We start from the raw sequence: 17,585 nt of genomic DNA, 5'->3' as shown, positions 1-17,585 counted from the left end.
TTACCCCCCTGACTCCAGAAGGGCCCTCAAGGAGTATTTCTCTCCGGAACTGGAGACGACAACGACCCGTATCTCCACAGGGCGGGGAACGTACTCCACCTTGAGCGTTCTCAAAGAGAGCACGTACCCGTCGCCACTGCGTGTTAGGTTGAATTCCCTGCGAGTCTCTATGAGCCTGTCCCCGTCTTTCCTCATGGAAACGTCTGAGATACTGGTCCCATTGGTGGTGTTGACGATAATCGAGGTCTCGTTGGTAACATACATGAGGGGGAAGTTCTCCAGAACGTGGATAAGGTCTTCTCCGGTGAGGTTGAATTTCGCGAGATCGATGCCATACGCCCGTGGAGCACCAACAACGTCCGAAGAGCCGTTCACCTTCAGAGTCCTCGTTTCATTCAGCAGCACTCTCTTGGAGTAGTCAACCTTATCGATGGAAAAGCTGAATTGAATCCTATGGAGGTCACCCGGATTCAGTGTGACCTTACCGGTTTCTATCGAGGAGTTATCTAGGTAAACCGCATACACATAAGTACTGACGTCCTCCTCATGGGACTCAATAAGGAACGCAAGCTCGTACGTCCTGTTCGGCTCAACCCTGGGGAAGATGTCGCTTTCAAAATAGACTTTGGTGTAACCCTGAGAATGAGGCTGATTGAGCGTCACAACCAGCAGGGAAGCCCCCAACAGCACCACAGCAATTAGAGCCAGAGGATAAATCCACCGCCGCCTCATACAGACCCCCACGTGTCCCTCGTCTAGGATAAACCCAGAGAATTTAAAACTTTTGCCAGAAGTCAGGACAAAACTTGAAAAGGAAGAAAAAGGAAACCCTCAAGAATCACCACGGTTCCCTGCAGTAGCAGTTGCAGCTCGGGATGCTGTAAGTGACGACCCAATCTCCAGGTTCAAGGCCAAAGAGTCCTGGGTCGCTCATGTACTCTATCTTAAGGATGTCGTCGCCGGTGCTGAAGCCGTTGACATCGTCTGGGGCTCCCCTGATCCAGGCAGGAGCAAAGACATTGAGGTTCCACGGAAATCCCTCCGCAACGTCCTCGTACCACTTTCCGACTATGTATCCGCTCGGCGGGAGCGGCTGGCAGCCGTAACCCCTGTAAGTTATCCAGTCAACGAGCCAGGAGGCAGCGACCGTACCGTCGACTCCAGAGCCCTCAATGGAGAGTACCAGGACGCCGTCGTCTGTGGTGAACCACTGGATGACAAAGACATCCTCCCAGACGTCGTACCACTGCTCGTCAGGTCCAGCCCACTCGACAACGGTGCCGTTCGGGAGCACGAACGCATCGTACATTCCGTTCTGAGGCGGCCTTCTGACGACGGGCGCTACGCCCTCGGTGTACTCGTAGTATCCGAGCGGCAGGTTGACTCCACTGCCACCGACGAGTATAACGATGTCACCAGGCTGGAGGCCAGGCATCTCACCGGTGGTCAGGTCGACGTACTGCGGGTTGTCGTCGAAGATTACCCTGCTGGCGTTGGCACCGGCCTGGCTGAGGTAGAACAGCACACCGAGGTTGTCGGCTGCCAGGGTGCCGTGACCGGTGGTTATGACCGGGTTCTGGTTGGCGTCAAAGCTCCAGCCGTAGTACGGCTGCGGTGAACCTGGGGCCCAGCTTCCGCCACCCTCGACTATGTACCTAGCGTTCCGGAGGACGTCACAGAGGCCAAGTTCAAGGCAGATACTCCTGTTAACGGTGAAGTCCTGGGTGGCAACCTGTATCGGGTCGTACTTCTCAAGCTGCTCGCCGTGGAGCTCGTATATGGCCTCAAGCTCGATGGTCTTCTCCATACCGGGGGACAGGTACTCGCGGAGTATCTGGCTAAGGTTGTACACGAAGAGCGTGGTTATGTTGTTGTCAAGCTCGTTGACGGCGTAGAACGTGTCGCAGTCCTTCACGTACTCGTTGATGACGTTGAAGCTGAAGAGGGCGAAACCGGGCTTGGTGAACTGGTCAACGTTGGTGTAGGTGACCACGAACCTGAACTTGATCATGGTAACCCCACTAACCGAGAAGTTAACGGAGGCCGTGGAGTACGGGGTGTTGTCCTGTTCGGTGAGGCTCATAAGGTCAGTCCAGCTGCCCCAACCGTTCACCGGGTCGTACACCATGTACTGGAGGGTAACGGTGACGTTCGGGTCAAGGGCAAGGGCATATGAGAACGTGGCGTTAACGGTTCCGGTATAAGTCTTAACGTCAGCGCTGGTGCCATCGATGAGTGGCATTGCGTCGGTCATTATGTAGCTGTTGTTGTCGATCTGGTAGCTGGTTGGATAGGTGGTGAGGGCCCATCCGTATCCTCTGTTGTAGTAGACAACCATGTCAGCAGGCTCGGCGTGCTCGAATCCGTTCGAAAGCGTCCAGCCGTGGAGGTAGTCATCTTCACCGGCCGGAACCTTGGTGGTGAAGTCCTCGGTTATAACACCATGGCTGACCTTGCCATCGCTGATAAGGACGCACTCCTTGTAGGTCTGGAAGTACTCGGCCGGGAGCCAGTACCTGAATTCGTTGTCCACGAATATCTTCATTCCCTTGAACGTCAGGTTCTGGTAGCTGAGGTTCCAGGCGTAGACGTTGTAGTCGAACCTGCTCTCATCACAGTCAAGCGTGTAGTGAAGCGGGTAGCTTATCGTGTAAACAGGACCGTCATCAAGGTACTTAACGAAGGTCTTGTCGAGGATGTCATAGTGCTCGTCCGGGCTGCAGCCACCGCACTCGGAGTAGTTGTAGTGCCAGCCGATGAGGAACGGCTTCGGAAGGTTGAGCGGTGGCTTGGGGCCCTTGATGACGACCTTATCAACACCCGATGACCTCATGTTGCCAGCGACGTAGGTACCAACGCTGATGGTGTATGTTCCCGGGATCGTCGGGTTCTTGAGGCCTCCGAGAATTATAGTAACGTTATCCGTTACGGCTATCGGCGATGTGACGTAGATGAACACCGACTGAACGTTGGGATCGGTGGGATCCTGCTGGTAGCGGACGACGTTAACGACCTGGGACATCTTGTCAACGCCGTTTATCTTGAATGCGACCAGGGTGACTCCCGTGACGTTGAACGGCGCCAGTCCTGTGAAACCGATCTTTATGAGACCCTGGCCGCCTCCAGGCAGGTCAAGCAGGGAGTTGTTGAAGTACAGGGTCAGCTGAACGTTCGTGGCGCCGGTGGTGTCGTTGGAGAGCTGCGGCGGGTTTATGAAGTAGATGTCCGGCAGGGACTCATCCTGAAGCGGCGCCATAACTATCGGGCTTGTTGGCAGCGAAGTACTTACTGCAGCAGGTACTGCAGCCACTAAAACAAACAAAGCCAACAACAAACTAAGGGTCTTCCTTCTCATACCATATTCACCTCTCTATCCCGGTACCGGGGGGTAACCCCACTCGTCATATAGTGTTTTAGAATATATAAGCTTTTCTTTGATTAACAACACTCATATGATAGATTGTAATTAGTAACCAGATAATTGTGCGTAGATTACGTGTAAGGTTTAAGAAGAGAAAAACATCAAATTTAGTAGAATCTTAACATCGATAATTTCCAATTGTAATTCTAGTGTAGAGTAATTATTTACAATGTACCATTTCTGATTCAACAGTATGCAACAATACATACAATGGGACCCTTTCAAGGTACAGCAGGTAACATTCAAGAACTAAATATTAAGTATCAGGTTGAGATTCAAACCCAAGGCGAGCCAAGACAGACATTTTCCGCAGAAGCTTAGGATTGTCCATCATCAACCTTACAACATTGACAAGAACCGGCACGCTTAAATCCCCCAAAACAAAGCCGTTCTTGCCGGATTCTACCAGAATCCTCGCCCCTGCATGGGGGGACACGATGACAGGAACACCAAAGGCCAGGGCCTCGGCGACTACCATTCCAAAGGACTCGAAGGAAGACGGGAGAACGAGAACCCCCGACTTCAAGTATATTCCCGCCAGTTCCTCAGGGTCGTCGATTCTGCCGAAGAACCGGACTCTCGAACCGAGGCCGAGCTCAAGGGCCATCTGCCTGTACTCATCAAGAAGATCACCATCCCCGACGACCCAGAGCTTCCACTCCGGAAACTCGGCCGAAAGCTCAGAGAACGCCCTTATCAGGAGGTCGAGGTTCTTGAACCTGTGGTACCTCCCGAGCTGCCCCACGAAGAGAATCACCTTTTCCCTGGAGCGGCCCCTCTGCCTGGAGGCGTGCTCGGGAAGGCCGATTTGAGGATGGGAAACTCGTGGATTGTAGCCGTTCCCCCGCAGATACTCCCAGACCGTTTTTGAAACGGCTATTATCTCAGCCCCCCAGAGGGTGAACCGTTCCAGGGTCGCGGAGTACAGCCCGGCAAGGGCATCAAGAAAGCCGGCACCCTTTTTGAGCCCGACGGTGTGGTAAACAATCCTGATAGGGATCCCCATGAGCTTGGCCAGAAAGGAAGCAACGTCTGCCGCGAAGGGAACCGGCGTGTGGGCGATAATGAGATCCACACCCTGGATCATCGAGGCCACCTTCATGACAAACTTCAGGCTCAGGGGAGTGTTGGAAACAACGAGACCCGGTTTAACGCGATGAACTTTAATTCCACCAATGTTATCAATACCCCCCTCCCCCCGGGTCATGCAGAGAACCTCGACCTCGTTCTCACCGGATAGCGCCCTGGCCATGTCGAGGGCGTATCTCTCCAGTCCGCCGCCTTCTGGATAAAAATAGGGAGAAACCACAAGGATCCTGCGCCGTCCCATCAATGCTCCCCCTTCAGCATGTAGATGCTGATGAAGAATGAGAAGAATATCACCGACAGCCCCAGGGTAGTGAGGGTGAGCACCAGGACGGCCTCCCTGAGCATGAAGAGGGCCCCGTAACCGGACGAGCTCCACTCCAGGAAGATGTAGATTCCCAGGAACACGCCGACGAGGAACATCAGGCCGCCAACGAGCAGACCCTCCTCTAGTATAGAGTACCTCATGAAGAACCTCGTCAGGCGGGTGGGCTCGTCGAGGCCCTCCTTGACGGCATAGACCCTGGCGGAGATTCCGAACCCAAGTATCTGGAAGCCTAAAAGAGTCAGAGCGCTGCCGAGGATAAGGGTGTGGAGCCTCTCGGGCTTGATGAAGTACGCGTAGCCCATCAGACCGGCACCCAGGGCCATGAAAACTACCGCCGGGAGAAGGAAGAGGTATGAGGGAGAATAGAGAAGCATGAGCCTTAAGTGCCTCCACCCATCCCTGAAGGAACTGAGTTTGGATTCTCCTATCCTGGGGTGGTACCTTATAGGAACCTCCACCGTGCGAAGGCCCCTCCTTGCGGCCTCTATAACCATCTCACTGGCGAACTCCATCCCCTTGCACTGGAGGGGGAGTTTTTCAAGGGCATCCTTTCGTATCGCCCTCATGCCACAGTGGGCATCGCTTATGCCCGCCTTGAAGAGGAAGTTGAGTATCCACGTGAGGAGGGGGTTCCCAATGCGTCTGTGGAGCCACGGCATGGCCCCATCATCCATCTCCCCTTTAAGGCGGGTCCCCATGACGAAGTCCGCTTCCCCACTGAAGAGGGGTTCTAGGAGCTTCGGGATGTCCCCGGGGTCGTAACTACCGTCGGGGTCCATCATCACGATGAACCTGCCCCGAGCGTTTCTGAAACCCGTCAGGTAGGCATCGCCATAGCCCTTCCCCTCCTGCATTATCACGCGTGCCCCCATGGATTTCGCTATCTCAGGCGTCCTGTCGGTGCTCTTATCAACGACTACTATCTCATAGGGAACGCCCATCCTTTCGAGGACACCCTTTATACGGGGCAGCATTATGGATATTGCCTCTTCCTCGTTCATAGTGGGCAGTACTACCGTTATCTCAGGCTCCATTGACAACACCTTTGTAATACCTTTCAAGCTGATTTGCAACGTTGTCCCAGTCATACCTGCGGGCGTATGAAACGGAAGGACGCCTCATGCGGTGAGAGTCCTCCCACACTAATAAGAGTTTCCTTGCAAAGTCCACGGGGGTAGGGTCACTGACGTAACCATTTCTGCCCGCGATGATGAGGTCTGCGGAGGCGTTCATTGGGGCACTGACAACGACCGCCGGAATGCCGGCAGCGTTGGCCTCCAGCACGGCTATCCCAAATCCCTCCCTGAGGGAAGGGAACGCGAAGACCCGCGAGGATTTGACGACGGAAACTACTTCCTCGAAACGCGGAAGAAAGCCGAGGAAGTCCACATTCTTCTCAACCCCCAGTTCACGGGCCATCCGCTCAAGCTCTCCCCTCATGGGGCCGTCCCCCACGATTCCAACCCGGAACGAGGGAACGTCACGCAGTATTATGCGCAGAGCCTCGAGGAGGAGCCCCACGTTCTTGTGCTCGATGAGGCGACCAACGAAGACCGCGTCGTACCACAGTTCGGGATGCGGCTCAACCGAGCGGATAAACTCGAAATCTATCCCGTTGGGGACGAGGCCGAAGTTGAGCCTCCTCAACCCTTTCAGCCTGTGCAGTGTGTGCATGGAAACGACGAGGTGATTTTCCGTCAGCTTCAGGAGATTTCTCTCAATGGCTCCTCCAACGGAAGAGCCCGCGGCAAGGTACTCGTTCCAGTACTCCCCCCAGTACTCGTGCCAGGTTATCACGAAGGCCTCGGAGCCGCTGAACTTCCATCTGGAGGGATAGGCGTGAAGGTAAGGAAACTCCTGACAGTCCACCACATCGTACGAGTCAACCTCTCCCATGAGCACCCTCAGGGAAAACTGCAAGGCCTCGAGGGGGCTCCTTACACCGCCCATGTACAGCTCAACGGGCTTCCCCAGGCCGTGGATCGTTATCCCATCCCTCTCAATAGTCCCTTTACCCCCCCACCATCCAAAGGTGTACCAGTGAACCTCGTGCTTTCTGGCCAACCGCTTCCCGAGTTCGTAGAGCCTTCGCTCCACGCCTCCCTTGACCTCTGGGTAGAGGGCATCGTAGATGAACGCTATCCTCATTCCAGACTCTCCCCACTAGAGCTAGTAACTACCCAATTTAAAAATATCCCCTCACACGATGAAAACACAATACTTTTTAATACTCCAGCCGAAGGTATCCCCGTGGGGATTCAAGTGGATACTCCAAAAACCAGGGAGCCCAGGGTTGGTCTGGGGAGCCTTATAAAAACAAGGTATCTTCTTCCGGGTATAATACTCCTAGCCCTTATCCTCCGTCTGATACCCATGAGGTTCAGCTACTTTCTGGGTTATGACACATATTTCCATGCGACATACGTCGAGTACTCCGCCGCCCTGGGGAGCTGGGTAAACTTCTTCCCCTACGCCAACGCACCCTGGGGAATGCTGATTGACCAGTTCCATCCGAAGTGGTTCTGGATGCCGCCATTCTACCTGTACAAACTTCTCTCCCCCCTTGGAGTATCCATCGGTGAGGCATTCCGCGTGACCCCCGCAATAGTGGGCACCGTGACCATCATCTTCGCGTACATCGCCATAAAAAACCTGTACAGCAACACAGAAGCCGCCCTCTCAGCAGTATTCATGGCGATCTCCTTCGGACACATCTTCCGCTCGATGGCGAACTACTACCGCGGCGACAACTACCTGCTGCTCTGGTACTCCCTGGCACTCCTGGGGATCGGGTTGGCGCTCTCCCCAAAGCTCAGAAAGAAGCTGGGACGCGGGGTGCTCATCCTCTACCTGATCCCCGGGCTCGCGGCAGGGCTGGCCGCAGGATTCTGGAGTGCCTACTATCTGATATTCGTACTCCTGCTCGCCAACGCGGCCTTCCTAGCCCTGGGGAGCCTGCTCCTCAGAAAACCCTGGGCTTTCGTTGATTCCCTCGCTCTGACCCTGTCAACCGCAGTGGGCGCCCTGATGGCAAACTCCCTAGGCCCCCACCTTGGCTACGGAATGTTCGGCTGGAACCGTCCGGACGGAGCTGCGGCCGCAGAAAAGCTGGGCCTGGAGTTTGGGTTGGTGAAGGACGCCTTCCTGCTCGCATACCTGAAATACGCCGTTCCCCTCATGGTGCTGCTGATAGTCCTCCTCCTCGCGGCCTCACACGTTCTGGGAGATACCCGCCATAGGGTGGCCCTCGTAGCCATCATAACGCTCGCAGGAGTAATCATGGGGATCCACTACAGGGGATTAATCGAGAGCGTGTTTCTGACGTTCCTCCAGAGGTTCGGGGACGAAGCCATAGCCGAGACCCAGAGGACGTCCCTGAGGGACGCATGGATCTCCTACGGAACCCTCCTGCTCGCAACTCCCTTCTTTGCCCTCCGTATGAGGCCCTCACAGGTCAAGATACCTGACTTCATCGTTCTGGGCTTCGCAATTCCAGGGCTCATTATGATGGTTCTCTGGACCAGATTCCTGTTCATCGGCTCGCTGGCGGTGGCGGCTCTGGCAGGGATCGGGACGGTCGAGCTGATGAATCTCCTGAGAGAGAAAAATATCAGGAATAGGAAATACATCACCGCAGCGGTGGTGGCACTCCTGATAATACCGTCGGGCGTCCTGGGGATCCAGCACACGCTGAACGCAAGGCCCTTCGTGAACGAGAAATGGGAGACCGCCCTTAAGGTGCTCGAGGAAACATCCAGCAAAAACGATGTCGTCCTCACCTGGTGGGACCAGGGGTACTGGGTGACGTACTTCTCCCACAGGGCAACCCCCTCCAGGGGCGTGCCTGACGAACTGACGGCAAAGTACTACCTCGGCCTCGTTGGCGAGGAAGAGCTGATGAACCTCGGCGTTGATTATGTCATCGTCTCCTACGACACCGTCCTCAAGTTCCCGGCGGTGCTGAAGACTGCAGGGGTTCCGGTTAAGGACTACCCGATGGTACCGATCCCCCTGGTTGAAGAGAGCGGGAACACTCTGATCTTCGCGCAGGACGGGTACTCAATAACGGCCCGGCCTGAAAAGAACGGCTGGAACATCATTGTCAGCGTGGGTGGAAGCGCGTTCTCACCGCTGGGGGCTTTCGTGGAGGGGGGACATGGCGCAAAGGCTGTAAACGTCACAGGGGGCCCAAAGGCGGAGGCCTTCGTGTACATAAACCTGAATTACGGCTACGCAGTCCTTATGAACTGGAAAGCTTTCAACACAACCCTCGCAAGGCTGATGTTCACGGAGAGCCTGCCAGGATACCGCATGGTGTACTCCGACGGAGGATACGTCAAGATCTTCAGATTCGAACACCCCAACGTGGCCGTTGTTTCCAGAGAAGGAAAGATTATCCTGGAGTTCGCGAACGCCACTGGGACGCGCCTGATACTCGAGGGCTTTATGGACAACGGCACTAGGGTCTTCGAGGAAAGCTACGACGTGAGGGGGTTGGATGAGTTCCCTCTACCCCCTGGGCTAGAAGGCAGTGCCGTCGTGAGATATACCTATGAAAGGAATGGAAAGGTGCTGGATAGAGGCACATTTAGGACAAAAGATATTTAAATCAATATCCCTCCCTGTTAGGGGGATGTTAAATGAAAGCCTCCTTGAATGAAGGTATAGAAAAGAGCACAATAATAGTAATCACAACACTTTTCATCGTGTTGATACTGACTAATGTCTTCGGCACGACTATGACACCGATGATATGGGATCCGGCGATCCATTTTATGGACAGCATCAAATATTATCAAGCCATCCGAACCCTATCCCCTCACTCCATGATAACGATAGACCGATACTATCCCCCACTGGCAACGTTAATTCCCATCCCGATCTACGCGATTACAGGCCCAGATCCCAGAGTCGGCATATTCATCGAAAACGCCGTGTTCATTGTGATACTGGTCTACGCGTTGTACAAGCTTTCGGAGTTTACTGGAAGCAGAGTCCCCTCCATTATTGCAGTGTTTGCGGTCCTAACTTCCCCGCTAATCCTGGATCAGGCAATAACATTCATGCTGGACATCCCCCTTACCGCCATGGCAGTACTAACCTGGTACTTACTCCTAAAGAGCAACGGTTTCAGATCAAGAAGATACTCCGTCCTCTCGGGGATTTCTCTAGGGGCGGGACTACTGGCAAAGTGGACCTTTCCGATCTTTGTCATGGTTCCGGTTTTTTACGAGTTGAACCTGTCCATCAGCCCTCTGACCCTCGGGATAAGAGGAATCCTGAAACAAAGAAAAAATGAGCTCAAGAACCTCCTTACGCTGAGCGTTTTGGCAGTACTGGTGGCGGGCTGGTGGTACATACCGAACTTCAAAGCCCTGCTCTCGGCACTAAAGTACAACAGCCAAGTCAGCGGTGCCCTTGAAGGGGATCCCCCAATTCTAACGCTGCAATCTTTCATATATTACCCCAGTTCAAGCATAAATTACTATTTCGGGCTACTTGGAACCATCGTGTTAATTGGGATGTTCATTGTAGTCCTCAAGCTTAGAAAAGACGACTTTGAGAGCCTCCTGATTATTCAAATAATCACGGGGTTCCTGATATTCACATTGACTAGAAACAAAGCACCCCGGTTCCTCATGCCCATGATACCATTTATGGGACTGGTGATTGGGATAGGGATACACAAGATATTCAAACGAAAAAAATATGCAGCAATTGCAGTTACCATCGTCTTAATGGTATCTGGAATTGTGAACGTTCTAACGTTTCAGGGCGTTATCTCCCAGAGAACACTCATAGAGGATCCTAACATGATCCCAGTATCAGGGGGCAGAATTTTTGCAACCGGATTCTATGAGAGCAGGATTTTCGGTCATGTTGAATGGGCGGAGTACCTGAAGACAGACGAAAGGGATTGGAACATTAAGGAGATACTTGCAGACATCAACGATACAAGTGACGATCCCGTGACACTCTATATTCTGGCCCAGAATCCATGGATCTCCTGGCCATTGAGATACAGAAGTTTGATGGAAGACAAGCACATAGATGTCATAGAACCCACCAATGAGAGGAATATAATTCCCTTACTATCGGCAGATTACGTGCTCTACACAGAGGGAGGATTCCTATCGGAGCCGTGGGCACTTGACTATGTGAAGAGAGCTCGGGCAATATTTAAAAAGTACAACAACATCACCAGAGAGTTCTATCCAGTATCCAGATACAAATTTCCAGACGGGGCTATTGGAGTATTGTATGCAAGGAGGAACAGTACTCCCCTCCCCGAAGAGAAGTCTGACAGTGATAACTGCGAGAACATCTCTGCAGTTTTCGGAAACAGCATCGAACTGACAAGGTTCTGTATATACAATCTAAGTGAAATCTCAAGGAGCACGGTTCTAATAACATACACCTGGAAATCCCTCAAAAAGGTCAAAAAAGATTATATCATCTTTGTCCATTTCACCCCCAAAGGGAGTATAGACGCGAAATTCCAGCAGGATCACGGCCCCTGTGGAGGAAAATGCCCCACTTCATCGTGGCAACCAGGCGATACAGTAACAGAATCCTACGTAGTCCAGATCCCCAGCGGGTGCTACACAATACGGCTTGGATTCTGGGATCCCGCAAGCGGGGAGCGTCTTGAAGTCGATGAAATTCACAACGACGGGTACAATCGGGCTATTGTGAGCACAGTATGCAACGATGAAAGCCATGCCATCATAACCAACGGGACCCAAAAGCGTAGGTAATCATTAAAACCCCCAACGACTCCACCAACATCAAGCGGGTGATTGTAGATGATAGGTCTAATCTTCGACATGGACGGCGTTCTCTACAGGGGAAACAAACCGGTTGACGGTGCCAGGGAGTTGATAGAATTCCTGAGGGATAGGGGTATTCCCTTCATCTTCCTCACCAACAACTCCACAAAGGATCCCTCCATGTACCGGAAAAAGCTCCTCTCCATGGGCATAGACGTCCCCGAGGAGGCGATAGTAACCTCCGGCCTGGCAACGAGGCTCTACATGGAAAAACACCTCGAACCGGGGAAAATCCTCGTCATCGGCGGGGAAGGGCTGCACAGGGAGATGGAGCGCCTAGGATGGGGGATCGTTGGCGTCGATGAAGCCAGAAATGGAGGATGGAGAGAGGTCAAATACGTCGTCGTCGGCCTCGACCCGGAGCTGACCTACGAGAAGCTCAAGTACGCCACGCTGGCGGTAAGGAACGGCGCTGGGTTCATAGGCACCAACCCAGACACCACGTACCCCGCAGAGGACGGTATTCACCCCGGGGCCGGGGCGATAATAGCCGCGTTGAGGGCCTCAACGGGCGTGGAGCCGCTGGTGATAGGCAAGCCCAACGAACCGGCCTTCGAGGTGGCCAGGGAGAGGCTAAGAGGGTTCGGGGACGTTGATGAAATCTGGATGGTCGGCGACAGGCTCGACACAGACATCGTCTTCGCCAAACGCTTCGGCATGAAGGCGGTAATGGTTCTGACGGGGGTAAACACGCCGGGAGATGTTGAAAAAACCGGCATAGTTCCAAACATCATCCTTCCGAGCGTTAAAGAGCTCCTCGACTACCTGAAGACCTTCGTGGAGGCATCGGAATGAAACTTGGGGAACTCCTTGAGAGGCTGGTCTGGCAGGAGAACGAGCTGTACAACCTTCACAAGCTCGGTGAGACCTTCGCCACCTTTGAGAGGCCCGATCTGGTGGAGACGTTTCAGCTGATGGCTGAGGAAGAGCTGAGGCACAGGAAAACCCTCGAGGCACTGCTCGCCGAGGGAAGTTTGGAGGGAACCGCGGTCATAGACTACCTCGATTCCCTGTCCCTCGAACCAATGTTGGGTGATGAGAGGGCAAAGCCTGATAGCCTCGAGGAATTGGTGCTCGACGCCCTCGTGAGGGAGAAGCATGCCTACGAGCTCTACACAAAGCTCGCCCAAATACTGGGCGGTTCCCTGGGACACATATTCAAAATGATGGCCGGGGAGGAGCTAAAACACGCCTACCGGCTTAAACTGGTCTACGAAACCCTTTGACATATGGATAAATTATCCGACATCCCATTTTTCTATCCCTTCACCCTCCGGGCAAATTTTGAAGCCCAAATTCGTCACCATGGCAACACTGGGTGGGGCAAGGTATATTTACCGGGCGCACCATAGGGGCATGCTGATGCTTCTCCTAACAGGGGCAACGATAGATAACTGTATGTCAGGGGTGTTTATATGCCAGTTGAAAAAGTGATGAAAAGAGATGGCAGAATCGTCCCGTTCGATAAAGAGCGTATAAAGTGGGCTATACAGAGGGCAATGCTTGAAGTCGGCGTCCGCGACGAAAAGCTCCTCAACAAAGTCGTTAGAAGGGTCGTCAGGAGAGTCAACGAGCTGTACGACGGCCAAACCCCACATATAGAAAACATTCAGGATATAGTCGAGCTTGAACTCATGCGCGCCGGACTCTTCGATGTCGCAAAGGCCTACATACTCTACCGCAAGAAGAAGGCCGAAATCAGGGAGGAGAAGAAGAAAATCCTCAACAAGGACAGGCTGGATGAGATAGACAAGCGCTTCTCAATCAACGCTCTCCGTGTCTTAGCTTCCCGCTACCTGATAAAGAACGAGAAGGGGGAGATAGTTGAGAGCCCCCGGGAGCTCTTCGAGCGCGTCGCGGTTCTCTCGGTCATCCCAGACCTGCTCTACGACGAGCGCGTTTTTGACAAGGAGGGGAATCACGAGCAGGACTTAGGCAGGGTTGAGGAGTACTTGAGAACCATTGACGAGTACGACGGAAAGCTCTCCATCGGAAGGTTCAAGCTCAACAAATACCACTTCGAGAGGCTCCTCCGCCTCTACCGCGAGCTGGCTGAGAAGGGCCAGATGAAGGTGCCGATCGACGATGTAATAAAGATGCTCGAAAACGGCGCATTCGACCACTACGAGGACGAGGTGGAGGAGTACCTCAGGCTGATGACGGGCCAGGTGTTCATGCCTAACACCCCAGCGCTGATCAACTCTGGGAGACCCCTTGGAATGCTCTCGGCGTGCTTCGTTGTCCCGATAGAGGACGACATGGAGAGCATCATGAAGGCGGCACACGATGTGGCAATGATACAGAAGATGGGCGGAGGCACTGGAATCAATTTCTCAAAACTCCGCCCTGAGGGCGACTTTGTTGGAACAACGGCAGGAGCAGCGAGTGGCCCTGTTTCGTTCATGCACCTCATCGACGCCGTCAGCGACGTCATCAAACAGGGCGGCGTTAGAAGGGGCGCGAACATGGGCATCCTCGAGGTCTGGCACCCGGACATAGAGAAGTTCATCCACGCCAAGGAGAAGAACGTCGGAACCAACGTGCTCAGCAACTTCAACATCAGCGTCGGCATCTGGGCCGACTTCTGGGAGGCACTCAGAGAGGGAAAGCGCTACCCGCTCATCAACCCGAGGACGGGCGAGAGGGCAAAGGAAATCGACCCCAAGAGCCTCTTTGAAGAACTCGCCTTCATGGCCTGGGCGAAGGCCGATCCCGGTGTTGTGTTCTTCGACGTCATCAACAAAAGAAACGTTCTGGAGCCGGCGAAGGGCGAGAAAATCCGCGCGACCAACCCATGCGGGGAAGAGCCTCTCTACGACTACGAATCGTGCAATCTGGCCTCAATAAATCTCGCAAAGTTCGTGAAGTACGACGAGAACGGAGAGCCCTACTTCGACTGGGACGAGTACGCCTATGTAATCCAGAAGGTCGCCAAGTACTTGGACAACGCCATCGATGTGAACAAGTTCCCGCTCCCCGAGATAGACAGGAACACCAAGCTCACGAGAAGGATAGGCGTCGGCATGATGGGCCTTGCCGATGCCCTCTTCAAGCTGGGCATAGCCTACAACAGCAAAGAGGGCTACGACTTCATGAGGAAGGCCACCGAGTACCTCACCTTCTACGCCTACAAGTACTCCGTCGAGGCGGCCAAGAAGCGCGGGCCCTTCCCGCTCTACGAGGAGAGCAAATACAAGGACGGCGAACTGCCGGTTGAGGGCTTCTACCACCGCGAGATATGGAACCTGCCCTGGGACGAACTGGCCGAGGAGATCAAGAAGTTTGGGGTTAGAAACGGAATGGTAACCACATGCCCGCCAACCGGCTCGGTTAGCATGATAGCAGACACATCCAGCGGAATCGAGCCGATATTTGCCCTCGTCTACAAGAAGAGCGTCACCGTCGGCGAGTTCTACTACGTCGATCCGGTCTTCGAGTCCGAGCTGAAGAAGAGGGGACTGTACAGCGACGAGATACTAAAGAAGATAAGCGACAACTACGGCTCGGTTCAGGGCCTGGAGGAGATTCCGGAGGAGGTACAGCGCGTTTTCGTCACCTCGATGGACATCCACTGGCTCGACCACATATTGGCTCAAGCCAACATCCAGCTCTGGCTCACCGATTCAGCGAGCAAGACCATCAACATGCCGAACGATGCAACGGTCGAGGATGTCAAGGCCGCTTACCTCTTAGCTTACAAGCTCGGCTGTAAGGGAATAACCGTCTACCGCGACGGCTCACTCTCGGTGCAGGTCTACAGCGTCGAAGGGGAGAAGAAGCAGCGCGTCAAGGCCAAGCCGAGCGATTATGCGGTGGAGAAGCTTAAAGCCGTCGTTGAAGCCGAGCCCTGGCTCTCAAAGTTCATCAACGTGGAGGCCATACTCAACGGCACCAACGGGAAGGAGAAAACCGAGAGCATGGGGCTTACCTTTTCGGTCCCCCACGTCACGGCGCCCAAGCCGCAGGCCCACGAGCATCCCCATCACACGGAACCCTCCGATGTCCCCGAGGAGAAGATAAAGGAACTCCTGGGTATCGCGTACTGCCCGGTATGCTACGAGCAGGATGGGGAACTCGTTGAGCTGAAGATGGAGAGTGGCTGTGCTACCTGTCCAAGATGCGGCTGGAGCAAGTGTGTCATCAGCTGATCCCCATCTTTTCTTAATTTTAACATTTTCCTGCCAACGGAGGCTTTTTAAGCGAAGGACTTTAACTTCTATCCATCATCCAAAAGCCTTAAGTTGTGAGGGTCAAAACTCACGCTATTCGGAGGTGTTAACATGGACAAAGTTTACCTCACCTGGTGGCAGATTGACAGGGCCATCTTTGCGCTCGCAGACAGGCTGAGGGAGTATAAACCCGACGTTATCGTCGGCGTCGCGAGGGGCGGACTCATCCCGGCCGTGAGGCTCAGCCACATCCTCGGTGACTTAGAGGTCAAGGTGATAGATGTAAAGTTCTACAAGGACATCGAGGAGAGGATGGAGAAGCCGCTCATAACCATCCCCCTCCACGGCTCCCTGGAGGGCAAGAAGGTCGTTATAGTGGACGACGTCAGCGACACCGGGAAGACCCTCGAAGTCGTCATCGAGGAGGTCAAGAAGGCAGGGGCGAGCGAGGTTAAGGTAGCGTGCCTCAGCATGAAGCCCTGGACGAAGGTGGTTCCGGACTTCTATGTCTTCCGCACCGACAAGTGGATAGTCTTCCCCTGGGAGGAGTTCCCGGTTGTGGTGAGGGAGTGAGGTTTTCTTCTCTCTTCCCACACTTTCCGTTGCATCGCTATGCAACTCTTTTACTCTGACTTCTTTTGGCTCGTTCTAAGAGGAAAATAATGGTTAGAATAAATCTATACTCGAAAAAAAAGGAAGAAGTCTTACTTATAGTAAACGGAAAAATTTATAAGGAAAAGTTGCACAGTGTTGAGTGCAGACAACCCATGGAGGTGGACCACTTGCGGTGGAAGCCCCTGTTGGCAGTCCTGCTGGGACTGCTGATGGTGGGAGTGACGGCTGGAAGTGCTAGTGCAACCGCTGTGGTTTCAAAAAACCAGTACACACCAATTCAGCTCCGAGTATCCCCTCTATCTAAAACAGATAAATCAAAGATACTGTCCATAGTCTCAGATGAACTCCCGGCCTTGGGAATACCAAGAACTGAGATTTCTATTGAAAATATTCAGGGCTATAAGGCCAGTTCATACTATGCATTCACCATACACACCCCCAAGGGATCAATAGTGGGCATCTACGATGGGAAATCCATAAGCCTCTCACGGATTATAAAAACCACCGAGAACAATATTGTCGTTAAAACTGTGACAGATGGTAATGTCAGGATTCACAGGTACACTAAGAGTGAGATACAAGAACTGTCCCAGCCATTCAAAAGAATAACCTATTATCAGCCCGTCTCCACAGCCCCGTTCAAAGGAGACATAATCCATCCAGACGCATCATTTGATGGACCCCACTGGTGGGGATGGAAAGTTGTATTCACTGAACAGGAAACACAAGATATCGTTAGTATATTGGAGAAGGGGTCAGCCACAGCTGGTGCGATAGCAGCATATTTAATTTATACTGGGGTTCCTGCAGGTATTGCCCTTATAGCGGCAGCAGCATTGATGGCCAGCGCGACAGTTATTTATACTATAGATGCACTAGGGGGTCATAAAGGTATCTACGTGAAGTACGTACTGGGACAGACAATAATATGGCATAACTAAGGTGATGCCCTTGAACGCAAACACGATGGATGTACTCGTTGGAGTTTTCTTTTTCATTTATTCCCTTGCTTTTGGGATAGTGGGATTACGGACAAAAGACCATGCTAAGCAGATGTGGGCTGCTATCGCCTTGTTTTTTGGGGCGATTCTTTTTAGTTTGTGGCTCCGTTACCGCCATTATTAATTTTTCTTAAC

General features: G+C 53.2%; 12 protein-coding genes. 7 read left to right on the top strand and 5 right to left on the bottom strand.

Annotated elements, in window-relative coordinates; all coding sequences use genetic code 11:
• From TIRI35C_RS00765 to TIRI35C_RS00745, 5 genes are all read right to left on the bottom strand, one after another.
• A complete protein-coding gene (locus tag TIRI35C_RS00765; RefSeq protein WP_246454631.1) occupies positions 1-732 on the bottom strand; it encodes a carbohydrate binding domain-containing protein in 732 nt (243 codons plus the stop codon).
• A gap of 106 nt (positions 733-838) precedes the next feature.
• Positions 839-3,355, bottom strand: a complete 2,517-nt coding sequence (locus TIRI35C_RS00760) for a DUF2808 domain-containing protein (protein WP_246454630.1) — start codon at positions 3,353-3,355, stop codon at positions 839-841.
• 322 nt (positions 3,356-3,677) lie between these two features.
• The gene (locus TIRI35C_RS00755; protein WP_188201383.1) at positions 3,678-4,751 is read right to left on the bottom strand and encodes a glycosyltransferase family 4 protein; all 1,074 of its coding nucleotides are present in this window, start codon (positions 4,749-4,751) and stop codon (positions 3,678-3,680) included.
• On the bottom strand, positions 4,751-5,869 hold the full coding sequence (locus TIRI35C_RS00750; protein ID WP_188201382.1) for a glycosyltransferase family 2 protein: 1,119 nt from the start codon (positions 5,867-5,869) through the stop codon (positions 4,751-4,753). Before TIRI35C_RS00750 ends, TIRI35C_RS00755 begins: the two co-directional genes overlap by 1 nt.
• Positions 5,859-6,983, bottom strand: coding sequence for a glycosyltransferase family 4 protein (locus TIRI35C_RS00745; RefSeq protein WP_188201381.1), 1,125 nt, complete (start codon positions 6,981-6,983; stop codon positions 5,859-5,861). The genes TIRI35C_RS00750 and TIRI35C_RS00745 overlap by 11 nt, the downstream gene beginning before the upstream one ends.
• Before the next feature lie 102 nt (positions 6,984-7,085).
• Here TIRI35C_RS00745 and TIRI35C_RS00740 point away from each other — a divergent pair, with 102 nt between their 5' ends.
• The 7 genes from TIRI35C_RS00740 to TIRI35C_RS00710 all read left to right on the top strand — a co-directional run bounded on the left by TIRI35C_RS00740 (position 7,086) and on the right by TIRI35C_RS00710 (position 17,390).
• Positions 7,086-9,443, top strand: a complete 2,358-nt coding sequence (locus TIRI35C_RS00740; RefSeq protein WP_246454629.1) for an oligosaccharyl transferase, STT3 subunit — start codon at positions 7,086-7,088, stop codon at positions 9,441-9,443.
• Positions 9,444-9,661: 218 nt separating this feature from the next.
• The gene (locus tag TIRI35C_RS00735; protein ID WP_188201380.1) at positions 9,662-11,593 is read left to right on the top strand and encodes an ArnT family glycosyltransferase; all 1,932 of its coding nucleotides are present in this window, start codon (positions 9,662-9,664) and stop codon (positions 11,591-11,593) included.
• 48 nt (positions 11,594-11,641) lie between these two features.
• Entirely contained in the window at positions 11,642-12,460 is an 819-nt protein-coding gene (locus TIRI35C_RS00730; RefSeq protein WP_188201379.1) for an HAD-IIA family hydrolase, read from the top strand.
• Positions 12,457-12,891 (top strand): ferritin family protein, encoded by a 435-nt coding sequence (locus TIRI35C_RS00725; protein ID WP_188201378.1) that lies wholly within the window; start codon positions 12,457-12,459, stop codon positions 12,889-12,891. The genes TIRI35C_RS00730 and TIRI35C_RS00725 overlap by 4 nt, the downstream gene beginning before the upstream one ends.
• 189 nt (positions 12,892-13,080) lie before the next feature.
• On the top strand, positions 13,081-15,813 hold the full coding sequence (locus tag TIRI35C_RS00720; RefSeq protein ID WP_188201377.1) for an adenosylcobalamin-dependent ribonucleoside-diphosphate reductase: 2,733 nt from the start codon (positions 13,081-13,083) through the stop codon (positions 15,811-15,813).
• 132 nt (positions 15,814-15,945) lie between these two features.
• Complete coding sequence (locus tag TIRI35C_RS00715; protein WP_188201376.1) at positions 15,946-16,407, top strand: phosphoribosyltransferase; 462 nt, start codon at positions 15,946-15,948, stop codon at positions 16,405-16,407.
• A gap of 89 nt (positions 16,408-16,496) precedes the next feature.
• Positions 16,497-17,390 carry a hypothetical protein gene (locus TIRI35C_RS00710; RefSeq protein WP_188201375.1) on the top strand — a complete coding sequence of 298 codons (894 nt, stop codon included), beginning with the start codon at positions 16,497-16,499 and terminating at the stop codon, positions 17,388-17,390.
• Positions 17,391-17,585 lie beyond the last annotated feature (195 nt).

Origin of the sequence: Thermococcus camini (assembly GCF_904067545.1) — an archaeon.
Classification (GTDB): Archaea; Methanobacteriota_B; Thermococci; order Thermococcales; family Thermococcaceae; genus Thermococcus; species Thermococcus camini.
Note: the sequence above shows the minus strand (reverse complement) of the source record. Positions and strands in the feature narration are given on the sequence as shown.

Excerpts from the sequence above, each read along its gene's own strand:
- TIRI35C_RS00760 (WP_246454630.1), bottom strand. The coding sequence starts at position 3,355 with ATGAGAAGGAAGACCCTTAGTTTGTTGTTGGCTTTGTTTGTTTTAGTG.
- TIRI35C_RS00720 (WP_188201377.1), top strand. The coding sequence starts at position 13,081 with ATGCCAGTTGAAAAAGTGATGAAAAGAGATGGCAGAATCGTCCCGTTC.
- TIRI35C_RS00735 (WP_188201380.1), top strand. The coding sequence starts at position 9,662 with ATGATAACGATAGACCGATACTATCCCCCACTGGCAACGTTAATTCCC.
- TIRI35C_RS00730 (WP_188201379.1), top strand. The coding sequence starts at position 11,642 with ATGATAGGTCTAATCTTCGACATGGACGGCGTTCTCTACAGGGGAAAC.
- TIRI35C_RS00715 (WP_188201376.1), top strand. The coding sequence starts at position 15,946 with ATGGACAAAGTTTACCTCACCTGGTGGCAGATTGACAGGGCCATCTTT.
- TIRI35C_RS00750 (WP_188201382.1), bottom strand. The coding sequence starts at position 5,869 with ATGGAGCCTGAGATAACGGTAGTACTGCCCACTATGAACGAGGAAGAG.
- TIRI35C_RS00755 (WP_188201383.1), bottom strand. The coding sequence starts at position 4,751 with ATGGGACGGCGCAGGATCCTTGTGGTTTCTCCCTATTTTTATCCAGAA.
- TIRI35C_RS00765 (WP_246454631.1), bottom strand. The coding sequence starts at position 732 with ATGAGGCGGCGGTGGATTTATCCTCTGGCTCTAATTGCTGTGGTGCTG.
- TIRI35C_RS00745 (WP_188201381.1), bottom strand. The coding sequence starts at position 6,983 with ATGAGGATAGCGTTCATCTACGATGCCCTCTACCCAGAGGTCAAGGGA.
- TIRI35C_RS00710 (WP_188201375.1), top strand. The coding sequence starts at position 16,497 with ATGGTTAGAATAAATCTATACTCGAAAAAAAAGGAAGAAGTCTTACTT.
- TIRI35C_RS00725 (WP_188201378.1), top strand. The coding sequence starts at position 12,457 with ATGAAACTTGGGGAACTCCTTGAGAGGCTGGTCTGGCAGGAGAACGAG.